This is a genomic window from Citrobacter sp. RHB25-C09, assembly GCF_013836145.1.
Lineage (GTDB): Bacteria > Pseudomonadota > Gammaproteobacteria > Enterobacterales > Enterobacteriaceae > Citrobacter_A.
In genome coordinates this window covers 943,084-956,451 of record NZ_CP057483.1, presented here as the reverse complement: position 1 = coordinate 956,451, position 13,368 = coordinate 943,084, and the positions used below count along the sequence as shown (strand labels likewise).

The window sequence follows — 13,368 nt, the reverse complement described above, 5'->3', positions numbered from 1 at the left end:
GTAGGCCGGGTAAGGCGAAGCCGCCACCCGGCTTTTTTATTGCCGAATGGCGACGCCAAGCGTCTTATCCGGCCTACACGAAAACATCCAAATCAACGACTCTGCTTGCGTAACAGATAAATAAAGTACGGTGCGCCGATAAACGTAGACAGAATCCCGGCCGGGACCTGATACGGGAACAGCACCATCCTCCCGCACCAGTCGGCAAAGACCAGCATCAATCCCCCTGCCAACGCCGACATAACCATGTGCGGCATCGTACGGCGAAAACCTAACATCCGCGCAATATGTGGCGCCATCAAACCGACAAAGCTCAATGGCCCGATGGTCATTGTTGCCGCTGCCGTCAGCGCAGCCGCTAACAGCAGCAGGCTAATCCGCGACGGCGTCAGCGCCATACCCACTGAGCGGGCGGTATCGCCACCGAGAGGCAAAATGGTCAACCAGCGACGACACAATGGTGTGATCGCCAGCAGAATAAGCATCACAACCCCGGTACGCAGTGCCTGTTCGCCCGTCGCGTTATAGGTCGAACCGGAGATCCAGGTCAGCACGCTCGCCATGCGCGGATCGCCGCTCGCCTGGAGCATCATCAATAGCATGGTAAACGCCGTACTGAGCGCCATCCCCGCCAGCAGCATACGCTGCGGAGAAAATCCTCCGCGCCCGGCGGCGATCATAATGATCAACAGCGTGACGGCAGCGCCGAGACTCCCGGCAGGAAGCAGCCAGCCAAAAGCGTTCCCCGGCACCAGAAACAGCATTAACACCACACCAAACGCCGCGCCGGAACTTATCCCCAACACTTCGGGGCTTGCCATTGGGTTTCCGGTCAGTCGTTGAATAATACAGCCCGCCACCGCCAGCATCACCCCGGCAATGAGTGCCGCCAGAATGCGCGGCCAGCGCCACGGCAACAGATCGTCGAGTAGGACCCCGCTCGCCCAACTCCAGCCTTCCGCATTACGCCCCAGAGAAAGCGCCACAAACACGCCAAGCAGCAGTATTGCGCCGCCCATCAGGGCATAGCGCAGTACATGCTGCCGCTCGGCAGCAATACGGTCATTAACGTTCATATCGGGCGCGCTCATACTGCGCAGACGCGGCAGTAACCATAGCAGCAGCGGCGCACCAATCAGCGCCGTCACCGATCCGGTAGAGACTTCCATCCAGACGCGCGTCAGCCAGAGGATGATCTGATCGGAAAGCCAGAGGATTAACGCACCAATCAGTGGGGCCAGTATCAGACGGGGCAACAGACGGCGCGCACCGAGCATTTTTGCTAACAGCGGCGCAAACAGCCCGATAAAACCGATAATCCCCACGGCGTTAACCAACAGAGCACTGAGCACAATCGCCAGAGACAGTGCCGCCAGACGAGCCAGCGACAGCGCCAGTCCGAGGTTACGCGCGACGCCATCATCCAGCCCCATCAGCGTCAGTGGGCGCAACAACAGTAAAGTGAGCACGACACCGCCCAGCAGCTGTGGCCACAGGCGCTGCACAACGCTCCAGTCGGTTTGCGTCAGCGTACCGGTACTCCAGAGGAACATACTTTGTAGCTGATCGTGATGGAAGATCACCATCAGTTGGTTGATAGCCCCACAGTACAAGCTGACGACCAGACCTGCGAGGATCAGGGTGACCGGTGAGAGCCGTTTTCCCCAGGCAACGCCAAACACCAGCGCACCGACAATGCACGCGCCGGCAAGGGCGGCAAACTGCGACGCCAGCACGCCCGGTATCGCCCACAGCGTGGTGACCGTCATGCCCAATTGCGCACCGGTAGCCACGCCGAGCGTTGTTGGTTCCGCCAGAGGGTTACGCAGCACCTGCTGAAACAGTACCCCCACCAGCCCGAGCCCAGCCCCAACCAGCAACGAAATCACCAGACGCGGCAGCAGACTGTAGTGGAAAATCATCTGCTCAATATTATCAAGCCCGGGTGACCACCAGGCCTGCTGCCACTGACTTTGCGGCAGCGCGACGGAGAGATTCATCCAACTAAGACCGACGGCGACAATAAACAGCAGCGTCAGCAATAAGGACGGGAACAGGGCGACACGTTTACTCACGCCTTGCCTCCCAGTGCGTTATCCAGGATGCGGACAAAGCGCATACTCGACAGCGTCGCGCCATAGAACCAGACGGCAGGAACGCGCTGAAAGCGGCCTGCACGTACGAATGGCATCGCCTGCCACAGCGGCGTCGCCATAAGCGCATCCATATCTTTGTTATTACCGTGATCAAAGCAGAGTACGTCGGCATCTTTGTAGGCTGCCAGCCGGTCGATCCCTACCACTGAGCTTCCCCAGAAGTTGGTTTCCCCCTGCCAGCCGTTGCGGATGCCGTACTCATCCAAAACATCCTGGAACAAACTGTTCGCGCCAAAAACCAGCATATGGCGCGGATCAAGCTGCGTCACCAGCAATACGGGGCGATCCCCACGCTGCACAAAACGCGGTTTCTTGCTGTCGATAAAACGATCGTATTCCGCCAGATGTTGCTCAGCCGTCGGTCCCAGATTCAGCAGTTGCGCCAGTTCAACCAGCGACTGACGCGCCACGGCCAGCGGTTTTTTGCCATCACTGAAGTTAAATCCACGGCCGGGGGCGATACGCGCCAGCTTCTCCGGAGAAGGGCCATAGCCGGCTGACCAGACCATAAACGAAGGTTTCATTTCAGTCAGCAGTTCAAGATTAGGTTCTGTGCGCAGCCCAACATCAATCACTGAGTCCGGCAAACGCGGCTCACTGACCCAAAGGTTGTAGTTGGGAACATCCGCCACGCCGTAAGGAGTAATGCCCAGCGCCAGAAGGAGTTCTACAGGCAGCCATTCCAGCGCCACAATGCGCTGCAAGTCGATGGATGCCGCGCGCGCCTGGTTCATCTTCCAGAGCAACGGTGAGAGTGCCATCGCCGTTAATAAACGACGACGCGAAATGGGGTGTAAGCCAATCATTAATAAACAAAGCTCACGGGTGCGGCACCGGCCGGGTGCGCCAGAATCCCCATAGGGATGCCGTAAATCATTTCCAGGGTTTCGCTACGCATCAGTTCCGCAGGCGTACCCTGAGCAATCATTTCCCCACCGCGCAGCGCAACTAAGTAATCGCAGTAGCGGGCAGCCATGTTGATATCATGCAGGACGGCAACCACCGTCAGCCCGCGCTGCTGGCTTAAACGGTGCACCAGAGCGAGAACGTCAACCTGATGAGCGATATCCAGCGCCGAGGTGGGTTCATCGAGCAGCAGACAGCGGGTGTCCTGCGCCACCAGCATGGCGATCCAGGCGCGCTGACGTTCACCACCGGAAAGGCTGTCTACCAGACGGTGCGCCAGCGGCTTTAAGCCGACCAGCGAAATCGCTTCTTCGACCTTCTCACGGTCCGCAACGCCAAAACGCCCCAGCGCGCCGTGCCACGGATAGCGACCAATCGCTACCAGCTCGCGTACGGTCATCCCTTCCGCCTGAGGCAACTGCTGCGGCAGATAGGCCACTTTGCGGGCAAAAGCTTTACTGTTCCAGCCGTCCAGCGGCTGACCGTCAAGCAGAATATCCCCTTCCGAAGGCGGCTGATGGCGACCCAACATTTTCAATAAGGTGGATTTTCCGGAACCGTTATGGCCGATAAGGCCTGTGACTTTCCCGGCGGGAAAGGTCAATGAGAGCGGGTGTAGCAGCGTGCGCCCTGGCACATGAAAGGCGACGTTACGCAGTGCAAATGTGGTATCGGAATGCTTCGTCTGTTCCTGCATAGCAGCCAACTTGTAAAACGGGCACGCAAATTCGCGTGCCCAAAAGGTAAATTAGAAACGGAAGGTTGCCGTTGCGACGACCTGACGTTCCGCGCCCCAGAAGCAGCCATAAGTCTGGAAGCAACTCGCCACGTACTCACGATCAAGTAAGTTGTTCACGTTAACGGCAAGGCTAGACCCAGCCAATCCAAAACGGGCCAGATCGTATTTTACAACAGCATCCATCACCGCCGCGCTGCCAACTTTGAAGCTATTCGCGGGATCGCCGTAGCTGGACCCGATGAAGCGACCACCTGTGCCTAATGTCAGACCAGACAGCGGACCTTCATTAAAGGTGTAGTCACCCCACAGAGACGCCATGTGCTCAGGCACCTGTTCTGGGGTATTACCTTTAAGGTTCGTGTCTTTCGTGTACTCGGCATCGGTATAGGTATAAGAGGCCGTCATGTTGATATTCGGAGTCAGCGCAGCTTTGGCTTCCAGCTCAACGCCACGCGCACGAATTTCACCCGCAGGCACCTGTGCTATTGGATTGTTAGGATCCGCCGTCAGGTTGTTGGTCTTGGTCAGCTGATAGACCGCACCGGTAACAACGACAGGCATGTCTTTTGGCACATATTTAACACCTGCCTCGTACTGCTCACCTTTTGACGGTTTATAAGAAACACGCGGATTGCTCCACAGATCAAATGAACTCGGTTCAAAGGATTGGCTGTAACTGAAGTACGGCGTAATGCCATTATCAAACAGATAGTTTACGCCACCGCGCCAGGTGAACTGGTGGTCATTACGCTCAATATAACCTTCCGTTGGCGTATAAGAGTTCTCGCGTACCGTGGTCGCTTGTTGCGACCAGTCATAGCGGCCGCCGAGGGTAACTACCCATTTATCCCATTCAGCCTGATCCTGAACGTAGATACCGGTCTGTTTGCTTTCATTCATCTGATAGGGCTCAGCGCCACCGAAAGCAAAATACTCCGGACGGTAATGACGAGTTAAGTCAATCGACGGTGCGCTACCAAAGGTCGCGTTAATATCGTTACGCATACGCATAAAATCGACACCGGTTAACAGGGTGTGATCAACCTGACCTGTTGAAAATGCGCTTTCCAGTTGCGTATCAACGCTGAAGTTTTGCAGACGTTCGTCGTCAACCACCGTTCCACGGTTGAGCGTAAATCCATCCGCCGCAATACCTGTTCCGTAGACGCTTTTCTGCGAGGTTTTCATCTCGGCAAAACGCAGATTCTGACGCACAGTAAACGTATCGTTGAAACCGTGCTCAAAGCTATATCCCACCATTTTCTGGTTACGGGAATAGGTATTGTTGGAAGCACCTTCATTAAAATCGGTCGGCAGGCGTTTACCGTTCGGAAGCGGTTCTACAGTGCCTTCTTTCGGTAACCAACCGTAATAGCCCGTTTCCGGCTCATTCTGGAAATAGGACAAGAACGTAAAGTTCGTTTTGTCATCCGGGCGCCAGGAGAAAGACGGCGCAACGGCATAACGCTGAGATTCAGAACCGATTTGCTGCTCGTTCGTAGAACGCGCCAGCCCCGTCAGACGGTAAGAAAACTCGCCATTGTCATCCAGGGAATCACTGAAATCGAACCCCGTCTGGAACAGATTATCCGTCCCCATTTTAAACTGGATTTCTTTCAGAGGTTCCGTGGTCGGACGCTTGCTGACCATGGAGATAATGCCGCCCGGGTTGCTCTTTCCATAAAGAACAGAAGTAGGACCACGCATCAGTTCAACACGCTCAAGCATGTACGGGTCGATGACTGCGTCGTTATAAAAGTTACCCTGCAGCTTCAGGCCATCCAGATAGTTGTTCTGGCTCAGACCGACAGAAGAAAAACCACGGATAATCACGAAGTCGTAGGTATTCGATGCACCACGGCTGTTGACCGTTACGCCAGGGGTATAACCCAGCGCTTCTTTGACAGACTGGAATTGATGCATCTGCATTTCTTCATTCGTCACTACCGAAACAGACTGTGGTGTTTTTTCTATTGGGGTGTCTGTTTTAGTGGTGGTCGCAGAATGTTTGGCCGCAATGGTTGCCGCCGGGCCCCATGCGCTCTCCTGCGAAACAGGTGCGGCAGTGACGGTAATGGTGTCTTGTTTCGGTTCAACCGCTGCCTGCGCATACGCAGACATGCCGCTAACCGCGGTCGCGACTACGACTGCGATTTTACGCAGTGAGTGCTGGTGCTGTGCAGTTTTAAAACGCGCCATGGGTATATCTCTGATGTAAAGTGAATGATAACGTAAACGAGAATTATTATTATGCCGCAGCATAATATTCGAAACGTTGGCGAGATAGCAAGCAGTTCGCAGCCCTACAAAAACTAAGGGGTTAAGAAATATGCAGATGAAAATAAAGGGTTAAAAAACACACTGAAATGTTACTTTGAGGATGCCGGATGGCGGCTCACGCCTTATCCGGCCTACGAATCATACCGCGCCCGTAGGCCTGATAAGCGCAGCGTCATCAGGCATAAAAAAACCGCCGAAGCGGTTTTTTTATTACATAAACGGTTAATTGCTGCCGAACATGTCTTTTATCCAGCCTGCGACGCCGTCACTGTCCTTCTTCTCTTCCTTCGGCGGCGGTGTCTGCTGCTGTGGTTGAGACGACTGATCGAACGGGTTACCCGACGGTTGCTGCTGTTGCATCATCTCACCCTGCTGACACAACGCTTGCGGATCGCTGGTCCAGACAGGGAGCGAACGCGTACCGCCACTGCAGACCCAGTTACCGTCATAATCAACGCCCAGATCTGCAATATCTTCCGGTGGCGTCAACGTTAACGGCGTTGGCGTCTGGTTTGCCAGATAGCGCTGGTAAATCGACATTGCCCCGCTCGCACCGTACAACTTCGTCGGCTGGTTGTTATCGCGTCCCACCCAGGTAATCGTCACCTGACTGCCGTCAATCCCGGCAAACCAGGTATCAACGTTGTTGTTGGTGGTCCCGGTTTTACCCGCCAGATGCAGGCCTGGGTATTTGGCGCCAAGCTGACGACCGGTACCGCGTTGCACAACCTGCTGCATCGTCCACAGCGTCATATAAGCGGCCTGCGCCGGTACCGCACGCTCCGCCTGCGGGAAGCTCTGGTACAGCACAGTGCCGTCTTCTGCAATCACAGAACGTAGCGCCGACAGGGGGGCCCGGTTACCGCCGCTGGCGATAGTCTGGAACGCCTGCGCCACTTCGATTGGCGTCAGGTTCAGCGCCCCCAGCAGCATCGCGGGAACCGGATGCAGCTGATCTTTCGGCACGCCCAGCTTCATCCAGGTTTCCGTGACGGCAGGCAGACCCAGTGCCATCCCCAGATTCACCGTTGGCACGTTCATAGAACGCGTCAGGGCATCGACCAGCATAACTTTTCCGCTCTCGCTATAGCGGCGGTCGTCGTTTTGCGGCGACCATACCTGGCCATTTGGCTGACGCAGGGCAATTGGCGCATCGGCAATCCAGGTATTGAGGCGATACAATTTCGGCTGGCTCAACGCAGTCAGATAAGTTGCTGGTTTTGCCAGAGAGCCAATCGAACGTCGCGCCTGCATAGCACGGTTATAGCCGGCATACTGCGGTTCCGCACCACCGACCATCGCCCGCACTTCGCCACTGAAACGGTCAACCACCACCATCGCGGTTTCCAGGTCGCTCAGCTTGCGCTGTTTTTTCAGTTCCGGAATGCCTTCCACCGCGGCTTTTTCTGCGGCGTCCTGCGCGACGGAATCGAACGTCGTGAAGATCTTCACGCCGGAGAGATCTTTAACTTTATCGCCAAGTTTGGCCTGAAGCTCCTGGCGCACCATCTGCATAAACGCAGGCTGTGGTGAGATCACTCCGCCGCGTGGCTGTACCCCCAGCGGACGCGCACTCAGCATGTCGTACAGCTCTTTGTCGATGATCTGCTGCTGTTGCAACAGACGCAGCACCAGGTTACGACGTTCCAGCGCCAGCTTCGGATTACGCCACGGATTATAAATCGATGCCCCTTTCACCATCCCGACCAGCAGTGCCTGCTGATCAAGGCTCAGTTCTTCAACCGGACGGCCAAAGTAGTACAGGCTCGCCAGTGGGAAACCGCGAATTTCGTTATCACCACTCTGACCGAGGTAAACCTCGTTCATATACAGCTCAAGAATTCTGTCCTTGCTGTAGCGGGCATCCATCAGCAGCGCCATATAGGCTTCGTTGGCTTTACGCCAGTACGAACGCTCGCTGGAGAGGAACAGGTTTTTCACCAGTTGTTGGGTGAGCGTACTCGCCCCCTGCACTGTCCGCCCGGCGGTCAGGTTTGCCAGCACCGCACGGCCAATCGAGTACAGGCTGACCCCATCATGCTCATAAAAATGACGGTCTTCGGTTGCCAACAGCGTATCAATCAGCAGATCGGGGAAACCGCTGCGCGGCACAAACAGGCGCTGCTCGCCGTTTGGCGAAGAGAGCATCGTAATCAGACGTGGATCGAGACGAAAGAAACCGAACTGACGGTTGTTATCCATATTGACGATGGTGTCCAGACGACCATCATCAAACGTCAGACGCGCCCGTACCTGCCCCTCTTTACTGTCAGGGAAGTCAAACGGACGACGGATCATCTCAATGCTGTTTGCCTGAACGGTGAATTCGCCAGGACGCGTCATTTTACTGACCTGGCGATACTGCGTTGCTTCCAGCAGCTTCACCATTTCATTTTTGCTGACCGGCATTTCGGGTTCAAGGTTGACCATGCGGCCATATACCGCTGCAGGCAACTGCCAGACCTTACCGTCGATGCGGCTACGGATTTTTTGATCCAGATAAACGCCATAGATGGCAATCAGCACCACAAAAACAATCGACAGTTTTACCAGCAGCCAGAACCAGCCGCGTCTGCCACGAGGCTTACGCCCTTTGCCCTTACCCTTGCGCGGCATCGGTTCCTCATCCTCATAGTCATCATCGTATTCGTCGTCGTACTCATCATCTCGGAGCTGACGACGGCTTACCTTTTGCTTCACCGGACGCGTGGGTTTCCCTTTGCGTCCTATTGGCTCGCGGTCATTCCCGGCCATGCTTTTTCTCCGCAACATTCAGGCGCAACGGCCCGATTATCCGTTCTTCCGTCCAGCGACAGAAGAAGAAATCTCTCATTTTTTGCCCGATGGCGCTTCGCTTATCAGGCATACAGCTACAACTCATGAATACTTTTTGGTGCGCCGCGTCGGCGCGGTATTCGCCGGATCGTCCGGCCACACGTGTTTGGGATAGCGCCCTTTCATCTCTTTTTGCACCTCGCGGTACGCCCCCTGCCAGAACGCGCTTAAATCCCGCGTAATCTGTAAAGGCCGCTGCGCGGGGGATAACAATTCCAGCACCAGCGGCACACGCCCCTGGGCGATAGTCGGCGTGCTGGCCTCGCCAAACATTTCCTGCATTCTGACGGCCAGTGCCGGGGGATTATCCTCATGATAACGAATGGCAATCCGGCTTCCCGTCGGCACAGTGTAATGTGTGGGCAGCGAACTCTCCAGACGTTGCTGCATCGGATAGTCCAGCAAACCACGTAACGCCTGATACACATCCAGAGATTTCAGCCCGCGCAGTGACTTAACGCCGCTCATATGCGGCAGCAGCCAGCTTTCCAGCGTAGCCAGCAACGTCGGTTCGTCAACCGCAGGCCAGTCGAGTTCCGGCAGCCATTTCGCTGCACAATGTAAACGCAGCCGCAGTTGTTCGGCTTCGGGAGTCCAGTTAAGGACGCGTAAGCCTTTATCGCGAATCCCGTTCAGCATTGCCTGGTGCAATTCTTCCTCAGAAGGTTTCGCCAGCGGCTGTACTTTTACCGTCAGTTGCCCAATACGCAGCCTGCGCCACGCTTTCAGCGTCCCTAACGTGTCATCCCATTCAATGGTGTCTGACTGCGTTAACAGCTCAGGGCAACGCTGAACAAGGGCATCAATATCCAGCGGCTGTGCCAGCAAAATCCGCGCATCCGGAGCCGTGCTTCCCTGTAATAACATAGGGGCGATCAGCCACTCGTGTCGTCCGAGCGCATCGTCTGCATCCAGCGCGGCACCCATCCCGTTCGCCAGTTGATAGCGTCCGTCCAGGCTACGTCGACGGGCAATGCGATCGGCAAAGGCCTGGGCAAGCAGCGGCGCAATACGCGACGCATCCTCGTCACCGCTGCGAATGTTCAGTCGTTTCAGTAGCTGTTGGCTACGCTGCTTCCAGTTGGATTGAGGACGGGAAAACGCCGCGCCAAGATCGGTATTCCCCGTGCGCGGCGGCTCTTCAAGAATAGCGGCAAGCTTCCCGGCGGTAGCCGCATCATCGGGTTCAGATGTGCTGACTAACATTGCGGCCAGACGCGGATCGTTACCCATCATCGCCATGCGGTTTCCCTTCGCGCTCAGACGCTCCCCCTCCAGCGCGCCAAGCTGCTGTAATAACCGTTTCGCCGCCTGAAAATTGACCGCTGGCGGAAGATCGAGCCAGGTAAGCTGTGCCAGATCGCTACATCCCCACTGCAACAACTCCATCAGCAAACCAGAAAGATCGCTTTGCAGGATTTCCGGATCCCCCTGCGCTGCCGCACGCTCCGCCTGCTCTTTCGCCAGCAGGTGCAGACAAATACCGGGTTCAAGACGACCGGCACGCCCTGCGCGCTGGGTCATTGACGCCTGGCTAACACGCTGAGTAACCAGTCGGGTTAATCCGGTACGCGCATCGAATCTGGCGACACGTTCCTGCGCACAATCCACCACCAGACGAATGCCTTCAATGGTCAGACTGGTTTCGGCAATATTAGTCGCCAGCACGACTTTCCGCATACCTTGCGGCGCGGGCAGAATCGCTTTGCGCTGCTCGTTGAGTGAAAGCGTGCCATAAAGCGGGCAGAGCAGCACGTCGCTGCCCACGCGAGCGCTTAATTGTTCCTGTACGCGCTGGATCTCCCCGACGCCGGGTAAAAATAAAAGCAACGAGCCGGATTCCTGGCGCAGGAGTTCCGCGGTGGCGTTAGCCACGGCGTCATCAAAACGCAGATGGGTGGGCAACGGTTGGTAGCGACGCTCCACGGGAAAGGCACGACCTTCAGAAACAATCACCGGCGCCTGTGGCAGACGCTGCTGCAGGCGGTCATTATCCAGCGTGGCGGACATGATCAATAGCTTCAAGTCGTCTCGCAATCCCTGCTGCACATCCAGCAGCAATGCCAGCGCGAGATCCGCCTGCAGGCTGCGCTCATGAAATTCATCGAGAATCACTAACCCCACGCCATTCAGCTCAGGATCGCGCTGAATCATTCGGGTAAGCACCCCTTCCGTGACCACCTCCAGGCGCGTCGTCGGCCCCACGCAGGTTTGCGCCCGCATCCGGAAACCGACCGTTTCTCCCGGCTTTTCATTGAGGAGTTCCGCAAGCCGCTGCGCCACGTTACGCGCCGCCAGCCGACGCGGCTCCAGAAGGATAATTCGGCCAACAATGCCGGGGTGAGAGAGGAATTGCAGCGGTAGCCAGGTCGATTTACCCGCACCCGTTGGTGCGCTCAGCAGAACCTGCGGGGCGGTATCAAGGGCGGCAAGTATTTCAGGCAGTACAGCGGCAACAGGCAACGACGTCACAAATGGCTCCGGAGGGTTAACATTCTTCGCGCTGCATTGTAGCATCGCGTTAATACATTACCGAGTATCTACGATGTCTGAGCCGAAACGGCTGTTTTTTGCGATTGAATTGCCATCAACCGTACGCGAGCACATTATCCACTGGCGGGCGGAACACTTCCCAGCGGAAGCGGGACGCCCTGTCGCTGCTGAAAACCTGCACTTAACGCTGGCATTCCTGGGCGACGTGAGTGATGACAAACAAAAGGCGCTGGCTGCGATGGCAGGGAACATTCGCCAGTCGGGTTTCACCCTCACGCTGGATGACGCCGGGCAGTGGCTGCGTTCCCGCGTCGTCTGGTTAGGGATGCGCCAGTCGCCACGTGGCTTACTGCAACTGGCTAGTATGCTGCGTTCTCAGGCCGCGCGCAGTGGTTGCTACCAGAGTCCGCAGCCCTTTCATCCGCATATTACGCTCCTGCGCGATGCCAGCCACGCAGTGGCAATCCCGCCCCCCGGCTTTTGCTGGTCGTTCCCGGTGAAAGAATTTGCACTTTATGCCTCCTCCTTTACCCGGGGTCGCACGCGTTACACCCAACTTCAGCGCTGGACGCTCGATGAATAATTAAGGACTTAGAGATGCAGTTCACTCCCCCACTTCAACGCGCCACGCTGGTTCAACGCTATAAACGTTTTTTAGCGGACGTGATCACACCTGACGGTAATGAACTCACGTTACACTGCCCAAATACCGGCGCGATGACCGGATGTGCGCAACCGGGCAATACGGTCTGGTATTCGACGTCAGAAAATACTAAACGCAAATATCCGCATACTTGGGAATTAACTGAAACTCAAAATGGGGCCGTTATTTGTGTTAACACATTATGGGCAAATAGACTGACTAAAGAGGCTATTGAGCAGGATCGAATTTCAGAACTTTCAGGATATAGCACCCTGAAGAGCGAAGTAAAATACGGCGCCGAACGCAGCCGTATTGATTTTATGTTACAGGCAGATTCCCGGCCTGACTGCTATATTGAAGTGAAATCGGTCACGCTAGCGGAAGACGAATTTGGTTATTTTCCCGATGCCATCACTGAACGAGGTCAGAAACATCTTCGGGAACTGATGAGCGTAGCGGCGGAAGGCAAACGCGCGGTGATTTTCTTTGCCGTGCTCCATTCTGCCATTACACGGTTTTCACCCGCGCGCCATATTGACGCGAAATATGCGCAACTATTGATTGAAGCACAGCAAAAGGGGGTAGAAATTCTGATTTATAAAGCGGAACTTTCTGCCGATACTATGACTCTGAAAGAGCCATTAGCCATGATTTTATAATGGCGTAACAACTGGTTAATTAATATTCTGGTCGCGTGCGCAAATACGCTTTTCCTCACAGGGTTGTCAAGTGTCACGTTTAGATAATTGCTATCCTGAAAAGCATCTGCTATTTATAGCGACCTGATTTTTCCCCCTACAATGGGGATCGATAGTGCGTGTTAAGGAGAAGCAACATGCAAGAAGGGCAAAACCGTAAAACATCGTCCCTGAGTATTCTGGCCATCGCAGGGGTGGAGCCGTACCAGGAGAAGCCGGGCGAAGAGTATATGAACGAAGCCCAGCTGTCGCACTTCAGGCGTATTCTTGAAGCATGGCGTAATCAACTTAGGGATGAAGTCGATCGCACCGTTACTCATATGCAGGACGAAGCTGCAAACTTCCCTGATCCGGTAGACCGTGCCGCGCAGGAAGAAGAGTTCAGCCTTGAACTGCGTAACCGTGACCGTGAGCGCAAACTGATCAAAAAGATCGAGAAAACGCTGAAAAAGGTTGAAGACGAAGATTTCGGCTACTGCGAATCCTGCGGTGTTGAAATTGGTATCCGTCGCCTGGAAGCGCGTCCAACGGCCGATCTGTGCATCGACTGCAAAACGCTGGCTGAAATTCGCGAAAAACAGATGGCGGGCTAATCCCCTCCGTTTGATCACGTTGACC

General features: G+C 55.5%; 9 protein-coding genes. 3 read left to right on the top strand and 6 right to left on the bottom strand.

The features are described 5' to 3' along the window. Nucleotides 1–92 precede the first annotated feature (92 nt). The 6 genes from fhuB to hrpB all read right to left on the bottom strand — a co-directional run bounded on the left by fhuB (nt 93) and on the right by hrpB (nt 11,388). On the bottom strand, nt 93–2,075 hold the full coding sequence (gene fhuB, locus HVY19_RS04485; RefSeq protein ID WP_181683177.1) for a Fe(3+)-hydroxamate ABC transporter permease FhuB: 1,983 nt from the start codon (nt 2,073–2,075) through the stop codon (nt 93–95). Further along, on the bottom strand, nt 2,072–2,962 hold the full coding sequence (fhuD, locus tag HVY19_RS04480; protein WP_181683176.1) for a Fe(3+)-hydroxamate ABC transporter substrate-binding protein FhuD: 891 nt from the start codon (nt 2,960–2,962) through the stop codon (nt 2,072–2,074). Before fhuD ends, fhuB begins: the two co-directional genes overlap by 4 nt. Further along, nucleotides 2,962–3,759, bottom strand: coding sequence for a Fe3+-hydroxamate ABC transporter ATP-binding protein FhuC (gene fhuC, locus HVY19_RS04475; protein ID WP_181683175.1), 798 nt, complete (start codon nt 3,757–3,759; stop codon nt 2,962–2,964). The genes fhuD and fhuC overlap by 1 nt, the downstream gene beginning before the upstream one ends. 51 nt (nt 3,760–3,810) lie before the next feature. Then, nucleotides 3,811–6,000, bottom strand: coding sequence for a ferrichrome porin FhuA (fhuA, locus tag HVY19_RS04470; RefSeq protein WP_181683174.1), 2,190 nt, complete (start codon nt 5,998–6,000; stop codon nt 3,811–3,813). Between the two features lie 303 nt (nt 6,001–6,303). Continuing rightward, nucleotides 6,304–8,835: a bifunctional glycosyl transferase/transpeptidase gene (gene mrcB, locus HVY19_RS04465; RefSeq protein ID WP_181683173.1), complete on the bottom strand. Its 2,532-nt coding sequence runs from the start codon at nt 8,833–8,835 to the stop codon at nt 6,304–6,306. 123 nt (nt 8,836–8,958) lie between these two features. Then, nucleotides 8,959–11,388, bottom strand: a complete 2,430-nt coding sequence (gene hrpB / locus HVY19_RS04460) for an ATP-dependent helicase HrpB (RefSeq protein ID WP_181683172.1) — start codon at nt 11,386–11,388, stop codon at nt 8,959–8,961. 73 nt (nt 11,389–11,461) lie between these two features. On the opposite strand from hrpB, the gene thpR reads away from it, so the two are divergent. The 3 genes from thpR to dksA all read left to right on the top strand — a co-directional run bounded on the left by thpR (nt 11,462) and on the right by dksA (nt 13,343). Then, complete coding sequence (gene thpR / locus HVY19_RS04455) at nt 11,462–11,992, top strand: RNA 2',3'-cyclic phosphodiesterase (RefSeq protein ID WP_181683171.1); 531 nt, start codon at nt 11,462–11,464, stop codon at nt 11,990–11,992. Between the two features lie 14 nt (nt 11,993–12,006). Then, the gene (gene sfsA, locus HVY19_RS04450; protein WP_181683170.1) at nt 12,007–12,711 is read left to right on the top strand and encodes a DNA/RNA nuclease SfsA; all 705 of its coding nucleotides are present in this window, start codon (nt 12,007–12,009) and stop codon (nt 12,709–12,711) included. A gap of 176 nt (nt 12,712–12,887) precedes the next feature. Further along, nucleotides 12,888–13,343: an RNA polymerase-binding protein DksA gene (gene dksA, locus HVY19_RS04445; RefSeq protein ID WP_003829221.1), complete on the top strand. Its 456-nt coding sequence runs from the start codon at nt 12,888–12,890 to the stop codon at nt 13,341–13,343. Nucleotides 13,344–13,368: the final 25 nt, after the last annotated feature.